Genomic DNA, 19,900 nt, shown 5'->3' with positions numbered 1-19,900 from the left:
CGTTGACCATGCTGATTTAGAACGGTTATAATAAAATGTATGAAAAAAGAATCACACCTATCGAAAAGGTGAGTTTCTTTCTGGCTTTGGAGGGAATTATGTTGAAAACAACGATTAATCAAGTGTTCAAACATGTCGATGAAGATGTAACCATCGGCGCATGGATTGCCAATAAACGTTCAAGCGGTAAAATTGCATTCTTGCAGCTGCGTGACGGGACAGGCTTTATTCAAGGAGTCGTAGTAAAAGCAGAAGTGGAAGAGGAAGTCTTTAAGCTTGCGAAATCAGTCACTCAAGAAACATCTGTCTATGTGACAGGACAAGTGACAAAAGACGAGCGTTCACCTCTTGGTTTTGAATTGCAAGTGAAATCCATTGAAGTGATTCACGAAGCAACTGACTACCCGATTACACCAAAAGAGCATGGAACAGAATTCTTAATGGATCACCGTCATTTATGGCTTCGTTCTAAAAAGCAGCATGCCATTATGAAAATTCGTAACGAAATCATTCGTGCTACATATGAGTTCTTCCATCAAGAAGGTTTTGTGAAAGTAGATCCGCCAATTTTAACTGGAAGTGCACCTGAGGGCACAACGGAGCTGTTTGCGATGAAATATTTTGATGAAGATGCGTACCTTTCTCAAAGTGGACAGCTTTACATGGAAGCTGCGGCAATGGCACTCGGAAAAGTATTCTCATTCGGACCAACATTCAGAGCAGAAAAATCTAAAACAAAACGTCATTTAATTGAGTTTTGGATGATCGAGCCTGAGATGGCTTTTGTCGAATTTAATGAAAACCTTGAGTATCAAGAAAATTATGTGACTCATGTGGTTCAAAGTGTACTTGAAAACTGTAAAGTGGAACTGCATACACTAGGCCGTGATACAGCAAAATTAGAAAATATCAAAGCACCATTCCCGCGCATCACTTACGATGAAGCAATTAAATTCTTGCAAGAAAAAGGATTTGACGATATTGAATGGGGAGATGACTTCGGCGCGCCTCACGAAACAGCGATCGCTGAAAGCTACGATAAACCGGTGTTTATCACTCATTATCCAACATCATTAAAACCATTTTACATGCAGCCTGCACCAGATCGTGATGATGTCGTTCTTTGTGCAGACTTGATTGCACCAGAAGGCTACGGAGAGATCATTGGCGGTTCTGAACGTGTCCATGATCTAGAGCTGCTTGAAGCAAGATTGAAAGAACATGGGCTAGATCAAGAAACATACAAATGGTACACAGAATTAAGACAATATGGTTCTGTACCGCATTCAGGTTTTGGTCTTGGACTTGAACGTACAGTTGCTTGGATTAGTGGAGCGCCGCATGTGCGTGAAACCATTCCTTTCCCAAGATTATTAAACCGTTTATATCCTTAAGACGTGAAAGCCTCCAACATATGGAGGCTTTTTCAAACGTTTTTTGAAGGAGCACGTGAAATAAAACGTGATATACTTAAAGTGAAGAGGTGTATCCGATGAATAGGCAGCAATTTATTAATATGCAGCAAATGGGTTTGACCAGTTTGCCTAATTTGCTGATTGCTCATTATGAGCAGTTAGGACTGAATGAATCACAAATGATGGTGATGCTTAAGATTAAAATGAATGAAGAACAAGGTGTGTTCTTTCAAACATTTGAAGAGCTATCCCATGGCATGACCATTTCAGCTGAAGAGTGTGCGTATATGGTTCAGCATTTAATTCAAAAAGGATTTATTTCGATTCAGCCGTTTGAAGATGGGTCTGGTATTCAGCATGACCGTTACTCAGTTGAGCCTTTATGGGGCGTGCTGTATGACTTTTTAGAGGCAAAACAAGCGAAGGAAGGTCAAAAACTTCACGTACAGGCTGAAAAGTCTTTATATGCTTTATTTGAAGATGAATTTGGCAGACCGCTCTCTCCTCTTGAAGGAGAAACACTCTCGATCTGGATGGATCAAGATCATCATGATGCTGAAATGATTCGCCTAGCATTAAGAGAAGCGGTTTTATCAGGAAAATTAAATTTCCGTTATATCGACCGAATTCTGTTTGAGTGGAAAAAGAAAGGGCTGAAAACAGCGGAAGAAGCAAAAGAGCATAGTCAGCATTTCCGTTCTCAGCAAAAAACGCCACCTTCAAAAGAAGAGACGTCAACATATAAGCGACAAGTTCCTTTTTATAATTGGCTGGAACAATAACCAATAAAGGAGAAGTCATGTTATCAAAAAAACAAATCAATGAATGTTTAGATATTATAGGAGATATGTTTCCAGAGGCTGAGTGTGAACTTGTTCATTCGAATCCATTTGAACTTGTGATCGCTGTAGCACTCTCTGCGCAGTGTACAGACGTGCTTGTCAACAAAGTGACCAAAACGTTATTTCAAAAATATCAAACACCAGAAGACTATTTAAGTGTACCGCTTGAAGAATTGCAGCAAGATATTCGTTCGATTGGCCTTTATCGAAATAAAGCCAAAAACATTCAAAAGTTGAGCAAAATGCTGATTGAAGAATATGGCGGCGAAGTACCAAAGGATCGGGACGAGCTTGTGAAGCTTCCTGGGGTGGGCCGGAAAACAGCAAATGTCGTCGTTTCAGTCGCTTTTGGGGTGCCGGCAATTGCAGTGGATACACATGTAGAACGTGTCAGCAAGCGACTGGGAATCTGCCGATGGAAGGATTCTGTTCTCGAAGTAGAACAAACCTTAATGAAAAAAGTGCCAGAAGAAGATTGGTCTGTGACGCATCACCGCCTGATCTTTTTTGGTAGATATCACTGCAAGGCGCAACGTCCGCAGTGCGAGTCTTGTCCGCTTCTTGATATGTGTAGAGAAGGGCAGAAGAGGCTGAAAAAAGGATTGGTGAAGCTGGCATGAGCGGGGCAGCAGTTTTTACCTCATATATCGAAAAACTAAAAGGGAAAAATGTAGAGATGAAAGGCGATCGAGTAGACATACTTAGAGATCATCCACTCGCATATGATCTATCATCAGAACCTTTAACAGATGAACTTCCATGGCAGAAAACAGAAGAATTTGTTCCTGTGATGTTCGAACTGTGGAATGAATTAAAAGAAAAAATGCTTCCTCGTTTTCAAACAAGAAAGTCCCGGTGTGAAGAAGATGATATGCTGCAAGGGATTGTCAGTATGATTGCGATGTTTTACTGGATCAAAGGGGAGAGACTGCAAACGCTTGATTGGGAACATATTAAGAAAGAGATATTTCCTGTTGCTCCTATTAATTGGACAGAACGTTTAGAGTTCATTTTGCTAAAACCGACTCAATATCACTGCTTCATTCAACTGGACGAGCTATACACAGAACTAAAAAAGCAGTATGGAAAATATGAAGCACTTAAAAAGATTAGACAAACCCGTTAAAAAAAGCACTTGCCATATAGGCAAGTGCTCAGATTGTAGAGAAACTCATGTTTTTCTACAATCTTTTTTATTTTCATCGTAATGATGATGGATGAGATTTAATGAAAAAGGCCTCCCACACACCTAGCCTAGCTTCGCTAGGTGTGTGGCAATCTTCTTCATGTTTTGACAGGCAGCTGTGAGAAGCACTTGCTCACTCACATTTTGTTTTCCCCTCAACCGGCAGTAGCGAAGCCCATGCAGTTGTTTTGAATCTGCAAAGCTTCGCTCTATTTTTTCTTTTCTTTTTTGATATAGCTCTTTTCCAGAAGCAGACAGACGATTTTGTCTGATCTTTTCTTTGTGTTCCTCCCATACATGTCTTGAGATCACTTTTTGATGATTTTTCGATCTTGTACAGCTCTCAAGGAAAGGACACGATACGCATTTTTTAGGGTCTGATTTGTAGAATCGATAACCTTTTCGATCAGTTGTTGTATATAATAGCTTCTCGCCATTTGGGCATATGTAGTGATCATGTTCAGAATCATACTGAAATTTCCACTTCTCAAATAATCCTCTTGTTGGATGAAAGCGTCTATGTGCGATGACACCAAAAATATGGCGATCGGATAAACCTTTACAGATTGGGGTAGTCAAATAACCAGAATCAAGGGCAACAGCTTCTACTTGAAAACCAAATCGGGCGATTTGGTGATCCAATCGATCAAGATACGGAACAGAGTCATGGATATTGCCGGGCGTGACATGGGCATCCGTGATGATATTGTACTTCATATCCGTTGTACGGTGGTCTAGGTAGAAAAAGCCTTCTGGCTTGTTTTCACGATAAAGATAGCCACTTTCATGGTCAGTCGTACTTTGACGAATGTCTTTTTCCGTTTTCACCTCCTCTTTTACCTTTAAGGGCTTTTTTCCGTGTGCCACCCGATCTTCTTGGATCGCTTCTTCTAAATCATTTATATAGTTCTGAGTATCTTGTTCAATCGTTTTTCTCGTATATTTATGTTTATTGGCATTGGCTTTAAGATGAGTCGAATCAGTAAAAAGAACGCGGCCTCCTACCATATCATGATTGATGGCTTGAAGCACAATTTCATCAAAAATGTCTTGAAAAATCGTTGTATTTTTGAATCGAGTACGACGATTCCAGCTAATGGTCGAGTGGTGGGGAACGGGGTCATTGATGTTCAAACCTAAAAACCATCTATACGCCATGTTATAGTAAATTTCTTTTTCAAGTTGTCTTTCAGAACGGATACCGTACAGGTAACCGATAAACATCATTTTGAACAAAATAAGTGGATCAAGAGAAGGGCGACCTTTATTCTCGCTATAATACGGTTTTACTTTATCTACGATAAATGAAAAATCAATGTACTGATCAATTTTACGAAGCAGGTGATCCTCTTCGACCAGTTGATCTAGCAATACAAATTCGGCTTCGTGCTGAGAAGAATTTCTAGTGTGGAACATGAGAAAAACACCTTCCTTTAGTATGCTTTTCTCTATTATAAAACGGGGGAATGGAAACTTTAAGGGGAAAAATAAAGCTGTCGAGATTTTCTCGACAGCCTGAGCACTTGCCATATAGGCAAGTGCTTTTTCATTATTCATTTTCTTTTCGATTAGGAGAAGTTGATTGCGAACTTGAGTTTTGAGAGTTCGTTTTCGCATCATCTTTCTTTTTATCTTTATTGTCAGTTTGTGAGTTGCCGTTCCCATTTGTACTGTCTGAGCCATCATCGGAAGAACCATTATTTCCGTTTTCCGTATTTCCGCCTTGATCCTGATCCTTATCTTTGTCTGGATCTTTTTTATCATCTGGCTTTTGCTCATCAGTGCCTGGGGGTTTATTTTTGTTATCGTCAGTCTGGTCTGTCTGCTCGTCATCAGGCTGCTGCGGTTCTTCTTCTTTGTTCTCATCATCTGCTTTTTCTTCCTCATCTTCATCATCCTTGATGGTGAGGAAAGTAGAAGCTGCTTTACTTGTGACATCCTCTACAGTGGCTGTCACTTGGAATTTATAAGTAGAGCCAGGTTTTACACCAGAGATGACGGCTTCTTTAGCAGAACTGTTTTGAATCTCTTTATAGCCGCCGTTATCAACCGCTTGTTTTACATTAAATGTAGCATCTGCGTCGTCATCATAGCCCCAAGTCAGTGTGATGGATTTTTTCTCTTCATCATACACTGCTTTTAAGTCAGAAGGCTTATCGGCTTCTTTTTTCTCATATGTGTCAGACACTTTTGTCGGAACCGTACCTTTGACAAAGTATTCTGTTGTCTTCTTCTCACTAGGTGTATTTGGTCCTGCTAATTTAGCTGGATCTGATCCTTTTTCAACCGTAGCTTCAACGACACTGTCTGGTTTTTCAAATGAGCCGCTTCCATCATCAATTTGAGAAATTAATCGCTGGAAGACGAGTTTGGCAACACGCTGTTCATAATCTGTGAGCCACATTTTGCCGTCCGCATCTTTTGAGTTACCGATCCCAGTCCAAACGGCTGCTGTATATTGCGGCGTATAACCAACAAACCACGAATCTTTCGCACCGCCCGAAGGAATATTGTATTTATTGATATCATCTTGTGTAAAGTTCGTTGTACCTGTTTTACCAGCTACTTGAACGTTCGGTACTTGTGCAAGTGTACCAGTTCCAGATTGGACAGCAGTTTTCAGCATATCTGTGACCATAAAGGCTGTGTAATCACTCATAGCCGCTTTGGAATCTGGCGTAAGGTCCAGCTTTGTACCGTCATTAAATTCAACAGACTTGACAGCATGCGGTTCGTTATAATATCCATTATTACCGAATGCACTAAAGGCCCCAGCCATTTTTAGAGAGGACACGCCATCGTCAAATCCACCGATTGAGTAAGACTCAGGAATGTCAGACGGTAAGTCCATACCTAAATTATTGGCGAATTGAACGGCATTGTCTGTCCCAGCTTCTTGGAAAGCTTTTAGGGCAGGGATGTTTCGTGATTGTGCCAAAGCACTTCTCATCGACATTTTCCCTAAATGTCTTCTGTCAAAGTTATTAATTGGTGTACCGTTTGAGTACGTATACGGTGCATCATCAATTTGCTGATACGTTGACCATTTTTTGTTTTCAATGACTGGACCGTAATCTAAAATTGGTTTGATTGTTGAACCTGGCTGGCGTTTTGCATCAGTCGCATAGTTAAAGCCGCCGGCTGGTACATCACGTCCACCGCCAATAGCTCGGATCTCACCATTTTTCGTATCAAGCAAGGTAACACCCGCCTGCATACCTTTCGTAAATCCAACTGAATCCCCATTGATAATATCATCTAGGTGATCCTGTGCTTTTCGATCGAGTGAAGTATAGATTTTTAATCCATCTGTAGATACATCTACTTTGGCTTTTTTCTGTACTTCTTCCATGACTTCTTCAATGTAAGCAGAATACTTACTTGAGTTTTGCTTCTTATATTTATCAGCAGGGATGACAGTTTTGCTGACAGGGGTTGCTTTTGCAACATCATAGTCTTTCTCTGAAATATAGCCTTGTTTTTTCATAAGCCCTAACACGATATTGCGGCGTTTTTCCGCTGCCTCAGGATTTTTCACTGGGTTATAAGCAGAAGGACTCTGCGGCATACCTGCAAGTGTGGCAGCCTGTGCAACCGTTAGTTTATTTAAATCTGTCACGCCGAAAAATTGTTCAGCCGCTTTCCCAACACCGTAAGCATAAGGTGAGAAGAAAATGCGGTTTAAATACATTTCTAAAATTTCATCTTTAGAGTACTTTTGCTCAAGTTGAATCGAGAGCCATACTTCCTGTACTTTACGTTTTAACGTTTTTTGATTGTTAAGTAGAGTGTTTTTCACAACTTGCTGTGTAATTGTACTTCCACCTTCAGCTCCAAAACCGTCCTCGACGTTTGCGACAAGGGCACCGCCAATACGGATTGGGTCAATCCCGTGGTGTTTATAAAAACGTGCATCTTCCGTTGCGATAAATGCTTCTTTTACCACATCGGGTATATCTTTAATCGAGACATACGTTCTTTTTTCCGCACCGACTTCTGCAAACACTTTCTTGTCTATGTCATAAAGCTTTGAAGAATACGGTGTTTTGAGCTTACTATCATCAATTGAAGGAGCGCTCGATGCAAAAACGGCAAAAGTTGTGATTCCGGCCACTACACAAAGAAGACCGATCACAAGTAAAGATAAAAATATTTTTTTAAATAGGCCTGCTTTCTTTTTGCCTTTTTTGTTCTTTTGCTTCTTATTGTTTTCTTGACTTGCTTTACGTCGCTGTTCACGACTTGTAAATTGATCAGACATCACATCTCAACCTTTCGTGTTAAACCTTTTTCGAACGTTATTGCTACTCACTTTCATCCGAAAAATGAAGTGTCTCCACTACTTTAATATAATCAATTCTTGGCGAATATCCAAGTGTCATTAAGTGGCCTGCTTCCATTAATTCGTCTTTACTAATGGATTTCCGGCCGTTTAGCTTCTGCCGCTCCCAGAAGAAAAAGAGATCTGAAGCGGGCAAATAATAAACGGAGCCAAATGCGGATATAATAACGAAACAAATACCGCCTTGCTTTTCAACCTGTTTCATATGCTCAATTTGATGGTCATGAAAATTTTTGAGCGGAAACGAGGTAGTGCTTTTGGTTTCCTTTGCTTCAAAATCGATATAGCGCCCTTTGTACACTCCATTATAGTCTGTTGTGGATGATTGTTTAAAATAGGCTTCTTTGATCACAGCAGCGCTTCTTTTTGGATAATCCACATTCACAATTTGAACGGGGGTAGGCTTTTTATGAATGACTGCGATCCCGTTGACCAAATAGTACTGGTTGGTTTCATTTAAGTCAGCCTCAAGCGTCATCCCGCGGTTACTATAAGAGGATTCGCCGCTGATTCTTTTTTTTGTCTCAATTGGTTGAATGGGCTGATACGATTTTCCGTTTGGATACCGAATCATCAAGTTTCAGCCTCCTTTTAATGCATTTTGTATTGGAGAGATACCTATGTTGTCACAAGAAGAGCACATCATCACTCAGCATATATTGCGTGAAACGAAAGTGAAAAATAAAGACAACCTGACGAGGACAAATGCTTATAAGCGCTTTTATGACCGTCATCCAGAGATGAAATGGTCGCTGCTTGCTTCCTTTGTCTCGAGAAATGCTGGATGGTCTATGACGGATTTAAAGGGCGAGCTCTTCCATCCAGGTTTAACAGATCAAGAGGGGCACCTTTTTTTCACAGCATATGAAAGAGCGAATTGGCTGATCTTTTCGGATGCTTACCCGCAGCTTCTTTTGTATGAATGGTCTAAGCGGTGCGGCAAACCCTTGTTCCATCTGCTTCCGTATTTTTCTGTATCTCGTTTTATGAGCACTGAGTGGGAACGTTTTTGGCTAAAGCGTGACAGAGAGCGCCTGCTTTATGCACTCATCATAAATGAACAATATACTATACAATCTCCTATTATACAAAATCCTCTTCTGAAAAAGAATGTTTTTCACTCGATTCAATATCTGTTTAGCGAGTGGGGACATTTTCAAACCGTTGTTTTTCCAACGGTGGACGGGCATTTGTACGGGTTAACCATACGGAAGTTTTCCCACGTAAAGGAGCGTATTTCATTAGGGAAAAAACTAGCGAAACTATTATTTCGGGCCGATTTATTTTCGGATTTTTATCATTTTTTGAATACTGTTCCGCATACCGGATCACGGTTTGATTTTGAGCCGTTTTTAGGGATCGCTAGAAGGTCAACACCTTTTCTTCGTACTGTTTATCCAGTGATGACACATTCATTAGACGATCAAAGAGAAGATTGGTTTCAAAAGAAATTGAGCCCATCTTTGTTTGATGCAGAGACGTTGCCAAAACAAATTGAGCTGACCAACTGGTATTTTCATAAAAAAAGACAGCTTCGTTTTCTTTTCTCATTAGAGCACTATTTTTTGCATAAATAAAAAGCAGGGGGTACCTGCTTTTTTTACGTGGATGGTCGATTAGGACCGCCGAGCTTTTTATCAAGCTGATCTGTACTGTTTTCTTTCCCTTTTGGCTTTTGCTCTTTTGGTGCTGGCTGCTTTTTCATGAAATCTACCTCCTTTGTCCTTAGAATTTACACAATCGGACGCAATCATACAAAGAAGGACAAGCAGATGTCGAAAAGGAAGAAATAGCGCTCATCTACACTTAGATTGGCGATTTGCTTCTAGTTTTGTCATGTGTGAAGGAGGGTGTGAAAGAAAAGAGAATGTAACGAGAGACGATAAAGGAGGAATCTGATGATGAGCGAATTTGTATCAAAAGAATCCATTTTGCAGTTATTAGAGGAAATCGAGCGAAAAATTGATGCGGTGGAAGAAGAGCTGTCTCTTGCTGTGAACGAAACAACACGTGCAGCCATAGAGGAGCAAGAACAAATGATAGACCGGCTTGAATCAAAAGTAAAGGACTGTGAAGTGAAGATTCACGCAGCTGAGTATCAACTGGCGGCAAGACCGGCATACCACGCAGGGTAGCTTTCTATTTGAGCAATAAGTAAACGTTTGATAGGATGGTTCATAGAGGTGAACACTTTGGATAATCAAACATTACTTGAACATACACAAGAGCTGAGAATATGGATCGAAGAGGCGTATGAGCAGTACCAAAAGGGAAAGGCTGAAGAGGAATACCCCGTATATGATTTTCACACAGAAATTCAGCCGGCCGTTGAGACATTTGATCAGAAAATGGAAGAGTGGCTCACTGCTGCGATCTCGTTTATTCATCTGGCGAAACCTAGATATTTACACGAAGAACAGCTTGAAGCCGTCAAAGAAAATGGGAAAGAGGTTGTCCTGCAATCTTATTTTGGCAAACAGCATGCACCCCGTGTGAAAAATTTAGTTGAGTCAGTGATTTACACACTGAACCTTTTAATAGAAGAAATCAACAAGCGCAGCTGAAGACATCGCTGCGTTTTTCTTATGGCTGCTTTAGGCACATCTTCTGCTTTTCATCATAATATATGAGTGACAAGACTATGTGTTGAGAGCGAGAGGAGCGAGATATATGATCCCTTATTCAAACCAGCAGCTGTATGAATTCAATCCATTCAATCAAGGGCCATTTCCGTATCCAGAAATGCAGCAGCAGCCTCCGCAGCCTCCAGAATATTTCATGCCGCCACATCAAGGTGGCATGAGCCAGGCATCACCTGCTGTCTATCAGCCGCCTTATGGATACCAAGAAAATGTGCCGCCTTATCAGCCGCCCGAAGCGATCAATCAACCCCAGATGCAGCCACCAGGCATGATGCCCATGCAGCAGCCTATGAACCCTTATCCTTTGCCCAGACCGCAAAAACAGCAATCATCTCAATTTAAAAGTGTGCTATCGCAATTCAAAAAAACGAATGGACAATTCGACTTTAACAAAATGTTTGATACAGCTGGGCAAATGATGAGTACGATGAATCAAGTAGGCTCATTAGCGAAAGGATTTACGAGCATTTTTAAAGCATAGTTAAAACCCAATAGAAGGATCTATTGGGCTCTTTGCTTTGGTGCCGTCACACGAAGCGTTTGATCTTTCCACACGCTTTTCATGTTCGTTTCATCTATTTTTGCCGGCATTAAAATGGTTTTTGTAAAGCTCGAATACGAGGAAGTTGTATCCGTTTTAATTGTTTCCTGCACGGATAAGTGTAAATATTGGGCTTTTACTTCTAGTGCGATATCGCCTTCGACAAAATGGTCTGGAAATTGGATTGCGATATACACAAACTGCTCATCCTCTGTCACATCGGTCGTAATCGATGCAAGTGAATGCGATGTGGTCATGAGCGCCTCCGCACTATTTAATATCTCATGAAACGGGGAGGATGCGAAAAATTGTTCAATCGCTTCATAGAGAATATCTTCATTTGCCAGCAATTCATGTTTCTTTTCGCCTTCATGTTCCATTTGAATCACCTCTCATCTACAGCCTATGCAGAAAGGACTCAGGCGGTTATCAATTGATGAGAGGAAAAAATTATGATTAAATAGTGTTGAATGAAGCAAGGTGTATGAGTGCAGCGTTTCATACACGGAATAGATCTAGAAGCAAAGCTTGAAGGGAGCAATTGACATTGCTGAAAAAATTATTCGGTTTCGGGAAAAACCAAGATGATGTAAAGGAAGAAATCATTTATTCTCCAGCTGATGGAGAGTTAATGGATATGACGGATGTACCAGACCCTGTTTTCTCTCAAAAGATGATGGGAGACGGCGTAGCAGTCAAACCAAATAGTGGCACGATTGTGTCACCAGTAGAGGGTGAAATCATTCAGCTCTTCCATACAAAACATGCAATTGGCATTCGAACACTCTCAGGGCTTGAGCTTCTGATTCATATCGGACTTGAAACAGTGGGATTAAATGGTGAAGGATTTGAAGCGCACATCAAAGAGGGAGATAAAGTGAAGATCGGTGACCCTCTCATTACGTGTGATTTAGAACTGATTGAAGAGAAAGCTGCAAGCACAGTGACACCGATTGTCATTATGAATGGTGACTTGATCGAGCATCTCGATAAAGAATCAAAGGGATCTGTTGAAAAACAGACATCTAAGCTTTTTACCGTTAAATTGAAATAATCAGGACACAAAAAAACTACCCAATCGCATGAGGGTAGTTTTTTTGATGACATTAATCTTCCATCGGAACCCAGCCTTGACTTGCTTCCATAACAGACCACAATCCTTCTGGAATCAAATATTGATCTTTTTGGCTGCGTTTAATAACAGTTTCAATCTCGCTTTCTCTGCCTTCTTTAATCTTCTTTGCCCAATCTGGGTCGACGATTAGCTCACGTGCGACAGCGATAAGCGGAATTCCTTGGTTATAGGCACTTAGTGCATCTTCGGCTGTAATGACGCTGCCTACACCGATGAGCGGAAGGTTATCGCCGCAGCGATCTTTTAGCAGCTCCATACGCGTCTTATCCGTATCTGCACCGCGTCTTGCTTTAGAGTCAATCTCCATTAAAGAGATATGCAAATAATCAAGGTTTTTAGTTTTAAGAACATCGACTAAGGTAAACGTCTCTGTCATCGTTAAACCAGGCGTTTCTGGTTCTTCAGGGGATAATCGATATCCAAAGATAAACGGTTTTTTCGCATGCTTTTCAATTGCTTCTTTCACTGCATCCACAACAGCGATAGGGAAAGCTAGACGCTTTTCTTCATTTCCTCCCCACTGATCTGTCCGCTGGTTGCTATGCGGAGAGTAAAATTGCTGTAATAGATAACCGTTTGCACCGTGGATTTCCACGCCGTCAAATCCTGCTTCGACCGCTCGTCTTGCCGCTTCTTTAAAAGAGTCAATGATATGAACAATTTCCTCTTCTTTTAAAGCGCGTGCAATCTGCTTTCCATCTTTAAACACATCACTTGGCGCAACCACATCACCATTTGGAACTAAGTGAGGGAGAGCCTGAGAGCCGCCGTGATGAATTTGAATGATGGCTTTTGTTCCCTTTGCCTGAATCGCAGAAGCTAGTTTTTTCAGGCCGGGTATATCTTCATCTCTTGCGATAGAAGGCTGTCCTTCAAATGCCTTACCATCTGGAGTCACGTTCGCACATGCTGTGATCACCATGCCCATATCACTAGATCTAGCTGTAATGAAATCAATTTCCTCTTTAGAAATAGTGCCATCCTCGTGAGAACCGAAGTGTGTCATTGGCGCAACGACTAACCGGCCATTAATAGACGCACCTCCTGGAAACGTAAATGGTTCAAATAAAGGCTTAAATTCATTTTTCACTCTCATCATCTTCTTCCTTGATAAAATCATTTCACTATAGAAGTGTAATAGATACTGTTACAACACTTCAAAGTATTTGCTCATAAGCTGCGCATCAAAAAATTGCCGCCTAGTCATGCAAACAAATATTCGGTACACTATGTAAGAGAGGTGATGCGATATGAAAAAGAAAACAATGAACGAACTCATAAAAGAATTAAAAAAAGACAAACAGGTAGAACATTGGCATGAAATCGAAGCGAAGCCTGCACAGACCTCTCCGGTACCTGAAAGAGTGCACGAAAAGCTGAAAAAGGCGCTTGAGAAACGAGGCGTGAGCGAACTCTACATTCATCAAAAGGAAGCCTTTGAACGTGTGATGGACGCGGAGCATGTGGTAACTGTCACACCAACAGCTTCAGGTAAAACACTTTGCTACAATCTGCCTGTCCTTCAGTCGATCGTAGAAGATCAGACAAGCCGCTCCCTTTATTTATTCCCAACAAAAGCGCTCGCACAAGATCAAAAGAGTGAACTTAACGAGATCATCCACGAGATGGATGTTCCGATTCATAGTGAAACATATGACGGGGATACCTCACCCGCCATTCGGCAGCGAGTCAGACAAGCAGGACATATTGTCATCACAAACCCGGATATGCTGCATTCAGCCATTTTGCCTCATCATACGAAATGGGTCAGCTTGTTTGAGAATTTGAAGTATATTGTCATTGATGAGCTTCATACATATCGTGGCGTATTTGGCAGTCATGTGGCCAATGTCATTCGCAGGTTAAAACGAATTTGTGCATTTTATGGAAGTGATCCGATTTTCATTTGTACGTCCGCAACGATTGCGAATCCAAAAGAGCTTGCGCAGCAGCTAACGGGAAGTAAGATGCATTTGATTGAGCGAAACGGGGCACCTAGCGGTAAAAAGAATTTTGTGTTTTACAATCCGCCAGTTGTGAATAAACCACTAAATATTAGACAAAGTGCCGCCACTGTCGTTAATCAACTGGCTAAAACTTTTTTAAAGGAAAAAATCCAAACGATTGTTTTTGCTAGAAGCAGAGTAAGAGTTGAAGTGATTTTAAGTCATATTCAAGAGCTAGTGAAAAAAGAGATCGGCCCAAAATCAATTCGTGGATATCGCGGAGGCTATTTACCAAAAGAGCGGCGCGTCATTGAAAAAGGATTAAGAGAAGGAGACATTCTAGGTGTCGTCAGTACGAACGCACTAGAATTAGGTGTGGATATAGGTCAGCTAAAGGTCTGTATCATGACTGGGTATCCTGGCAGTGTAGCGAGTACATGGCAGCAGGCTGGCCGTGCTGGAAGGCGTCATGAGGAAGCACTTATTATTATGGTGGCAAGCTCCGCACCTCTTGATCAATATATTGTCAGACACCCTGAATATTTCTTTAATAGACCACCTGAAGCTGCCAGAATTAACCCTGAAAACCTCATTATCTTAGTGGATCATTTAAAATGTGCATCCTACGAGCTTCCGTTTCGGGAGGATGAACAGTTTGGCGGTATGGACGTAGAAGAGATTTTGCAATACTTACATGAGGAAGGCGTTCTCCATTTTAGCGGGAATCGGTATTATTGGTCAGATCAATCGTTCCCGGCACATGGCATCAGCCTTCGATCTGCAAGCCAGGAAAATGTCGTGATTGTGGATCAATCAGATGTGGCAAATGTTCGGATTATTGGAGAGATGGACCGTTTCAGTGCGATGACGCTGCTTCATGATGAAGCCATTTATTTACACGAAGGGGTTCAGTATCAAGTGGAAAAGCTAGATTACGAGCATCTGAAGGCTTATGTGAAACAAGTAGATGTAGAATACTATACAGATGCGAATTTAGCCGTCCAACTTAAGGTGCTTGAAATCGATCAGACGACAGAGAAGGAAGCTGTATCTGTTCACTACGGTGATGTGACCGTCAACGCAATGCCGACGATTTTTAAAAAAATAAATATGCATTCAAACAAAAGGAAACTATGGAACATCTAAAGTCCATAGTCTTTGCTAATCCTACTTATTGTAGTGGTTGAAATACCCGTATCTCTAGCCGTCTTTCTTAGTGAAGCACCTGGATTTTTTGAATAGTATTCTTTTAGAATTTCGGCTTTGCCTTTAGGGTCATGGTTAATCACTTTGGTATAGTTTTTATACTCTCCGAATTTATTTCTTAATCTTACGATTGTGCTTGGGGCCATGTCTAAGGCCTCTGCTATCTGTTTTTGAGTCAAGTTAGGATGCTCATTCATGTAAGTTTGAATTCTATTGTATCGGCCAAGAGGGTCGCGATCCCATTTGTTTTTAACGTTAAATGGATCAGGATCTATAGGTATGGCGATCTCGATTGGAATATTGTCAGATAGATAGCCCTCTAAAAGTATCTCATTTTCATAAACTACACCTTTCGGAAAAAGGGTAGAAATCATTTCCGTTTGTTCTTCTACAGTTAATAAACTTTCAAATCTTTCAGCAACTGAAAGATAAGAAGTGATTAGATTATAGTTGAACATTTTGGATTTTATAAGATGTAACTTCTCTTCGAGTGAACGGACTTGTTTTTTATGGTGCTCTTCTTGTGCTTCAAGCATCGTGTATTGTTTGTCTAACTGCTCTTTTGGAAATTTTCCCTCTAGGTAGAGAGGCAGTAGCAGATCCTTTTTCTCTGAAACCTTCGTTAAATTCTTTCTTTCTGCTTTTACCTGCTTTTCCATGTCTTCAAGATCTTTCTGAGTATGATCAATTTTGACGTATTTTTTCGCCATGCTTTCGCTCTTTAAAATTTCTTTTATAGCTTTAGTTATATTTTTATCAAATCTTATACTGTTGATTGATACCCTGCAATCATAGTGTCTGTTATGTGCAAGATAAAAATATCCTTCTGTTTCATAGCTGTTTTTAGAATGAACTACACTTAGTTTTTTTTGGCATTCGGCGCACTTGAAATTTACCTTTCTTAAGAAATGGTGGTATTCTACTTTTTTTCGTTTGAATTTTTCTTTTCTTATCTTGCAAATCTTCTCGTACGTTTCTAAAGTGCGAAGGGGAGGATAGACAAGTTTTTCAGCTCTTATCGCTCCTTCGTTTTTAAAATTTTTTTCAAGTACGCCGTGAAAGGCTTTGCTTCTAAGTCTTGTACTAACTAGAACAATGTTCCATTCCTTCCCTGTTGGTGTAAGGCTTATTTTATTCAACTCGATTGCAATTTCTCTATAACTGTAATTCTTCTCAGTGTATAGCTTATCTATGAAGGGAATGACCCAAGCCCAGTCCTCATTTATCGAGTAAGTACCTGTGGCTTTATCGTAATTGTATTCCCAATACGTTTTGCCCCATCCTTTTCCCTCTCTCGTTCTTTGTCTTTTGCCTCTCATCATCTTAAGGACAATTTTCTTTTTTTCCCTTCGTGCAATTAAGTTTTTCAAGTCACTGATAAATTCATCATCTTCATTGTCCAGATCTGTAATGAAGCCAGGCTCAGCTATTTTAACGCGATTCTCGCGAAGGGTGGATTTCAAAAATTCCCAGCCAAGAGAATCTAATCTGCTGAGCCGATCTTGATCTATACATAAGACGACTTCGCAGTTGCCTTCTTCTACAAAGTCTAGCAATTGGTTAAGTCCTTTTTTCTCTAACTTACCGCCGCTGCCGACGTCCTGGAATTCACCTACCACAGTCCATCCTTGGGACGCTGCGTATTTAGTCAGTTCTTCTTTTTGAGATCTTAAGCTGTATTTATCTTCTGTGGCTTGTCCTGGGGTAGATACCCTGTAATAAAGAGCAGCTTTCAATGTAAATCCTCCTTAAAAAAAAGCCCTTTGAAATACAAGGAGCTATTTTTGTTCTCTCTGTGATAGCAGATATTTTATATATTTAATTGCTTCCTCAGCTTCTTCTTTGGTTAGAACGGCCTCATCCGTATCTGCTTTGTAATTTTCAACGACTTCACTTACTTTCATAGAAAGTTCAGACGGAAACAGCTTTGTGTATTCAGACACAAATTGTTTTTCTGACTCACTGTACTTAGGCTTATCGTTGGTATCCGTTCCGGTCAGATAGTCAATAGTGACATCAAAAATCTTAGACAGTTTAATAAGTGTATCTCTTCCGGGTTTTTGTTTTCCTCTCTCTATAGCAGAAACATAAGTTTGGTGAACGCCGAGCGCTTCTGCAAGGTCAGCCTGATTCATCTTATGTTCTTTTCTCAGTGTTTTAATTTTGTCCTTAAGCTCCAATTTATAGACCTCCTTAACCCTTGTCAGACAAGGGTTTAAGTACATAAAAGAAAAATATTTATGAGTTTATGTAAAAAACCAGTTGATTTTAAGACTATTTGTCTTATATAATAGGAATCACCAAATAAATAAGACATATTGTCTTAAAGGGGGTGGTTCATGTGATAAATGAAAAACTCGTACTTTTAAGATCTAAAGCAGGTTTCAGTCAGTTTAAACTTGCTGAGCTACTTGGGGTGCATCAAACAACCGTAAGCACTTGGGAGAAGGGGTACCGTCAACCGTCTAAGAAAAACAAGTTAAAACTAGCCAAACTTTACGGTGTGTCAGTCGAGTATTTGTTTTATGAATCTTATTATGACACAGTTTCATAATTTTTTTTAGTGTTTTTTAAGACTTTTTGTCTTATGTCTTAAAGGAGGTGATTATTTTGACTGGTTTGCCTATTGATTTCGACGTAGTTAATAAAAATGCCTACCTACCCGTCAAATTAAGTGAGCTTTCAAAAGTTGATCCTTCATCGGCATTAGAGATCCTTAACCAATGGGGAGAAGGAACAAAGCCAATCACGGTGTTATGGGAAACAACGATTGAGAAAATTTTACAAAATCAAGATCAACCAACAAAGAAATAATACCACATTTATGTATTTAAGTAAATACAAAACTCATCCTTAATATGTTAGTTTTCAAAATCTATTGAGAGCGAAGTGATTTCGTGGAATTTAAGAGGCTTATCTTCGCAAGCAAAATGTGCAAAGGCTCTGAGATTTCAAGGATATGCAAATTATCAAAGCCATATTTTATTAACGGAAATGCAAATGATTTAGTCATAGCACATGCGATTTTTCTTAAATTGAAAAATATGCCTGAAAGGAGTAACGAAAATGTATAACCCATACGATTTTTACATTACACCAGAAGAGTTTACACAAGCCGAGGCAAACGGGATATGTAAGGATACACTCATCGGTCGAATACGTAGGCTAGGTTGGAGTAAACAGCGAGCATTAACCGAGCCAGTTAAGCATCAAAACCGAGAAAGAGGCAGAGTGGAATGGAGTAAATGGGGAAAGATTGCTGAAAAAAATGGCGTCTCGAGATCCGTATTTACTGGAAGATTGAGGTTAGGGTGGAATAGCGAAAAGGCGGCTACAACGCCAAAGATAGATCCGCACGAACATGCGAAGAGATTAAATGAATTTTCTCCAAGAACCAAGCGTCGTAAATTCTCAGAGGATCTTGTCAAGTTAGCTGAATCAAACGGTGTTAGTTATAAAAATCTACAATACCGTGTGACTGTTAAAGGGTGGGACCCATACACCGCAGCTACGACACCAGTTATGTCCCTGCGTGAAGTTCAGAAAAAAGGTCGTGAAGCTTTCCGGCAAAAATACGGTCCAAATGCGAATGCTATTTTCTTCACGAAAAGAAAGGCGGTACAGATATGAATCTAAATCATTTTTTAAAAACTGATCGTGACAAGGCTGAAAGATTGATTAAATCAATTCACTTTCTTGTTGATGAGTTGCTAAGCGATGCTATCACAGATCAAGATTTTGACGGATGTATAGAGATTGCAGGATCAATTGTTTCAAATTGCGAGGAACTTAAACGAATGCATCGGCCTGAACAAGTTGTGCAGCTACATGAAATTGCAACTCAATTTTTAGGTAAAGGTTTAAATGTCTCAACTATAAAGAGGTCGAAAATATGAATCTTGAGCATCCAGTCATTACTGAAATACTTCGCAATGGCTATCCGAAAGAGTATCAACAGTATGATCAAGATCATGGCGAGGACACCGAGGAAGAAGATGAATAAAAAAGCCCACACGGCAATGTGGACTTATAAAACAAAAAGCAACTCCATTTTAAATGGAAACATCAACAAAATCAAATAGAGGAAGGTGCACATATGAATCCTTTGCAGGACTTTGAACTTAATGAAATTAGTGAACAGCCGGGGAACCGTCCACAATTTGAGATTAATGATATGAACAGTCTAAATTGGGCTTTTCGTAAAATTGCTGCTCTCAAGGCGCAGGAAAAAGAAATCAAAGCACTGGCAGCTACAGAAAAGCAGCGTATTGAAGAATGGGAAAGCAAGGAACTGAAACCGATTGAGGACAATCTAGCATTCTTTGAAAATTTGGTGGGTGTCTATCATACAAAGCAGCTGCAGGAAGACCCGAAGGCAAAAACTCTTTCGACGCCTTACGGGAAATCTAAAAGCCGTGCAATTAAAGAGCAGCCAAAGGCAGTCGATGAGGATCAACTTCTCGAGCATGTAAAAAAAGCTGGCCTGAATGAACTAATAAAGGAAGACATTAAATGGGGCGACTTCAAAAAAACTTTGTCTATTAAAGAAATTGACGGCAATAAAGTGGTAATTGACGAAAACGGACAAGCCGTCCCAGGGGTAGAGGTAGAACCTGCCTCAATCAACTTCAAAGTGGAGGTATAA

The 19,900-nt window shown here is 40.3% G+C and carries 22 protein-coding genes and 1 pseudogene; 15 read left to right on the top strand and 8 right to left on the bottom strand.

Going from position 1 to position 19,900, the window contains the following annotated elements; translation table 11 throughout:
* Window positions 1-101 precede the first annotated feature (101 nt).
* From asnS to NST39_RS10745, 4 genes are all read left to right on the top strand, one after another.
* On the top strand, window positions 102-1,394 hold the full coding sequence (asnS, locus tag NST39_RS10760) for an asparagine--tRNA ligase (RefSeq protein WP_341028383.1): 1,293 nt from the start codon (window positions 102-104) through the stop codon (window positions 1,392-1,394).
* A gap of 98 nt (window positions 1,395-1,492) precedes the next feature.
* The gene (locus tag NST39_RS10755) at window positions 1,493-2,197 is read left to right on the top strand and encodes a DnaD domain-containing protein (RefSeq protein ID WP_065098288.1); all 705 of its coding nucleotides are present in this window, start codon (window positions 1,493-1,495) and stop codon (window positions 2,195-2,197) included.
* Window positions 2,198-2,214: 17 nt separating this feature from the next.
* Window positions 2,215-2,877, top strand: a complete 663-nt coding sequence (gene nth / locus NST39_RS10750; protein ID WP_034661035.1) for an endonuclease III — start codon at window positions 2,215-2,217, stop codon at window positions 2,875-2,877.
* A complete protein-coding gene (locus NST39_RS10745; RefSeq protein WP_341028379.1) occupies window positions 2,874-3,383 on the top strand; it encodes a YpoC family protein in 510 nt (169 codons plus the stop codon). Before nth ends, NST39_RS10745 begins: the two co-directional genes overlap by 4 nt.
* A 123-nt stretch (window positions 3,384-3,506) precedes the next feature.
* Here NST39_RS10745 and NST39_RS10740 read toward each other — a convergent pair whose 3' ends face one another.
* From NST39_RS10740 to recU, 3 genes are all read right to left on the bottom strand, one after another.
* Window positions 3,507-4,859 carry an IS1182 family transposase gene (locus NST39_RS10740; RefSeq protein WP_341028378.1) on the bottom strand — a complete coding sequence of 451 codons (1,353 nt, stop codon included), beginning with the start codon at window positions 4,857-4,859 and terminating at the stop codon, window positions 3,507-3,509.
* A 133-nt stretch (window positions 4,860-4,992) separates the two neighbouring features.
* Window positions 4,993-7,704 carry a PBP1A family penicillin-binding protein gene (locus NST39_RS10735; RefSeq protein WP_341028376.1) on the bottom strand — a complete coding sequence of 904 codons (2,712 nt, stop codon included), beginning with the start codon at window positions 7,702-7,704 and terminating at the stop codon, window positions 4,993-4,995.
* A gap of 43 nt (window positions 7,705-7,747) precedes the next feature.
* Entirely contained in the window at window positions 7,748-8,359 is a 612-nt protein-coding gene (gene recU / locus NST39_RS10730) for a Holliday junction resolvase RecU (protein WP_341029969.1), read from the bottom strand.
* A 46-nt stretch (window positions 8,360-8,405) separates the two neighbouring features.
* Here recU and NST39_RS10725 point away from each other — a divergent pair, with 46 nt between their 5' ends.
* On the top strand, window positions 8,406-9,362 hold the full coding sequence (locus NST39_RS10725) for a DUF2515 domain-containing protein (protein ID WP_044141134.1): 957 nt from the start codon (window positions 8,406-8,408) through the stop codon (window positions 9,360-9,362).
* A 23-nt stretch (window positions 9,363-9,385) separates the two neighbouring features.
* Here NST39_RS10725 and sspM read toward each other — a convergent pair whose 3' ends face one another.
* Complete coding sequence (gene sspM, locus NST39_RS10720; RefSeq protein ID WP_012010346.1) at window positions 9,386-9,490, bottom strand: acid-soluble spore protein SspM; 105 nt, start codon at window positions 9,488-9,490, stop codon at window positions 9,386-9,388.
* Between the two features lie 196 nt (window positions 9,491-9,686).
* Here sspM and NST39_RS10715 point away from each other — a divergent pair, with 196 nt between their 5' ends.
* From NST39_RS10715 to NST39_RS10705, 3 genes are all read left to right on the top strand, one after another.
* Window positions 9,687-9,920: a DUF5446 family protein gene (locus NST39_RS10715; RefSeq protein WP_223250619.1), complete on the top strand. Its 234-nt coding sequence runs from the start codon at window positions 9,687-9,689 to the stop codon at window positions 9,918-9,920.
* 57 nt (window positions 9,921-9,977) lie between these two features.
* Window positions 9,978-10,349 (top strand): YppE family protein, encoded by a 372-nt coding sequence (locus NST39_RS10710; RefSeq protein WP_044141136.1) that lies wholly within the window; start codon window positions 9,978-9,980, stop codon window positions 10,347-10,349.
* 106 nt (window positions 10,350-10,455) lie between these two features.
* Window positions 10,456-10,908 carry a YppG family protein gene (locus NST39_RS10705; RefSeq protein ID WP_111912843.1) on the top strand — a complete coding sequence of 151 codons (453 nt, stop codon included), beginning with the start codon at window positions 10,456-10,458 and terminating at the stop codon, window positions 10,906-10,908.
* Window positions 10,909-10,928: 20 nt separating this feature from the next.
* Here the strand turns inward: NST39_RS10705 and NST39_RS10700 are convergent, their stop codons facing one another.
* Complete coding sequence (locus NST39_RS10700; protein WP_003215994.1) at window positions 10,929-11,348, bottom strand: Hsp20/alpha crystallin family protein; 420 nt, start codon at window positions 11,346-11,348, stop codon at window positions 10,929-10,931.
* 167 nt (window positions 11,349-11,515) lie between these two features.
* Here NST39_RS10700 and NST39_RS10695 point away from each other — a divergent pair, with 167 nt between their 5' ends.
* Complete coding sequence (locus NST39_RS10695) at window positions 11,516-12,022, top strand: PTS sugar transporter subunit IIA (RefSeq protein WP_341028368.1); 507 nt, start codon at window positions 11,516-11,518, stop codon at window positions 12,020-12,022.
* 52 nt (window positions 12,023-12,074) lie between these two features.
* Here NST39_RS10695 and NST39_RS10690 read toward each other — a convergent pair whose 3' ends face one another.
* A complete protein-coding gene (locus tag NST39_RS10690) occupies window positions 12,075-13,193 on the bottom strand; it encodes an NADH-dependent flavin oxidoreductase (RefSeq protein WP_223251172.1) in 1,119 nt (372 codons plus the stop codon).
* A gap of 160 nt (window positions 13,194-13,353) precedes the next feature.
* Between NST39_RS10690 and NST39_RS10685 the strand changes: the two are divergent.
* Window positions 13,354-15,162 (top strand): annotated as a pseudogene (locus NST39_RS10685) (DEAD/DEAH box helicase); the annotation flags it as partial.
* A 29-nt stretch (window positions 15,163-15,191) separates the two neighbouring features.
* Here the strand turns inward: NST39_RS10685 and NST39_RS10680 are convergent.
* A complete protein-coding gene (locus tag NST39_RS10680; protein WP_144482152.1) occupies window positions 15,192-16,991 on the bottom strand; it encodes a recombinase family protein in 1,800 nt (599 codons plus the stop codon).
* A 42-nt stretch (window positions 16,992-17,033) separates the two neighbouring features.
* Window positions 17,034-17,435 (bottom strand): helix-turn-helix domain-containing protein, encoded by a 402-nt coding sequence (locus NST39_RS10675; RefSeq protein ID WP_065098280.1) that lies wholly within the window; start codon window positions 17,433-17,435, stop codon window positions 17,034-17,036.
* A gap of 161 nt (window positions 17,436-17,596) precedes the next feature.
* Between NST39_RS10675 and NST39_RS10670 the strand changes: the two genes are divergently transcribed.
* The 5 genes from NST39_RS10670 to NST39_RS10650 all read left to right on the top strand — a co-directional run bounded on the left by NST39_RS10670 (window position 17,597) and on the right by NST39_RS10650 (window position 19,900).
* Window positions 17,597-17,809 (top strand): helix-turn-helix transcriptional regulator, encoded by a 213-nt coding sequence (locus NST39_RS10670; protein WP_065098279.1) that lies wholly within the window; start codon window positions 17,597-17,599, stop codon window positions 17,807-17,809.
* A 56-nt stretch (window positions 17,810-17,865) separates the two neighbouring features.
* Window positions 17,866-18,069, top strand: a complete 204-nt coding sequence (locus tag NST39_RS10665; RefSeq protein WP_065098278.1) for a hypothetical protein — start codon at window positions 17,866-17,868, stop codon at window positions 18,067-18,069.
* 252 nt (window positions 18,070-18,321) lie between these two features.
* Window positions 18,322-18,885: a hypothetical protein gene (locus tag NST39_RS10660; protein ID WP_341028361.1), complete on the top strand. Its 564-nt coding sequence runs from the start codon at window positions 18,322-18,324 to the stop codon at window positions 18,883-18,885.
* Window positions 18,882-19,151, top strand: a complete 270-nt coding sequence (locus NST39_RS10655) for a YqaH family protein (RefSeq protein WP_341028359.1) — start codon at window positions 18,882-18,884, stop codon at window positions 19,149-19,151. Before NST39_RS10660 ends, NST39_RS10655 begins: the two co-directional genes overlap by 4 nt.
* A gap of 200 nt (window positions 19,152-19,351) precedes the next feature.
* Window positions 19,352-19,900: a host-nuclease inhibitor Gam family protein gene (locus tag NST39_RS10650; protein WP_341028356.1), complete on the top strand. Its 549-nt coding sequence runs from the start codon at window positions 19,352-19,354 to the stop codon at window positions 19,898-19,900.

The organism is Bacillus sp. FSL W8-0645 (assembly GCF_038007905.1).
GTDB lineage: Bacteria > Bacillota > Bacilli > Bacillales > Bacillaceae > Bacillus > Bacillus pumilus.
The sequence above is the reverse complement of the archived record's forward strand: the minus strand, read 5'-3'. Positions and strand labels throughout refer to the sequence as shown.

Excerpts from the sequence above, each read along its gene's own strand:
- NST39_RS10755 (WP_065098288.1), top strand. The coding sequence starts at position 1,493 with ATGAATAGGCAGCAATTTATTAATATGCAGCAAATGGGTTTGACCAGT.
- nth (WP_034661035.1), top strand. The coding sequence starts at position 2,215 with ATGTTATCAAAAAAACAAATCAATGAATGTTTAGATATTATAGGAGAT.
- NST39_RS10745 (WP_341028379.1), top strand. The coding sequence starts at position 2,874 with ATGAGCGGGGCAGCAGTTTTTACCTCATATATCGAAAAACTAAAAGGG.
- NST39_RS10740 (WP_341028378.1), bottom strand. The coding sequence starts at position 4,859 with ATGTTCCACACTAGAAATTCTTCTCAGCACGAAGCCGAATTTGTATTG.
- NST39_RS10735 (WP_341028376.1), bottom strand. The coding sequence starts at position 7,704 with ATGTCTGATCAATTTACAAGTCGTGAACAGCGACGTAAAGCAAGTCAA.
- recU (WP_341029969.1), bottom strand. The coding sequence starts at position 8,359 with ATGATTCGGTATCCAAACGGAAAATCGTATCAGCCCATTCAACCAATT.
- NST39_RS10725 (WP_044141134.1), top strand. The coding sequence starts at position 8,406 with ATGTTGTCACAAGAAGAGCACATCATCACTCAGCATATATTGCGTGAA.
- sspM (WP_012010346.1), bottom strand. The coding sequence starts at position 9,490 with ATGAAAAAGCAGCCAGCACCAAAAGAGCAAAAGCCAAAAGGGAAAGAA.
- NST39_RS10715 (WP_223250619.1), top strand. The coding sequence starts at position 9,687 with ATGAGCGAATTTGTATCAAAAGAATCCATTTTGCAGTTATTAGAGGAA.
- NST39_RS10705 (WP_111912843.1), top strand. The coding sequence starts at position 10,456 with ATGATCCCTTATTCAAACCAGCAGCTGTATGAATTCAATCCATTCAAT.
- NST39_RS10700 (WP_003215994.1), bottom strand. The coding sequence starts at position 11,348 with ATGGAACATGAAGGCGAAAAGAAACATGAATTGCTGGCAAATGAAGAT.
- NST39_RS10660 (WP_341028361.1), top strand. The coding sequence starts at position 18,322 with ATGTATAACCCATACGATTTTTACATTACACCAGAAGAGTTTACACAA.
- NST39_RS10655 (WP_341028359.1), top strand. The coding sequence starts at position 18,882 with ATGAATCTAAATCATTTTTTAAAAACTGATCGTGACAAGGCTGAAAGA.
- NST39_RS10650 (WP_341028356.1), top strand. The coding sequence starts at position 19,352 with ATGAATCCTTTGCAGGACTTTGAACTTAATGAAATTAGTGAACAGCCG.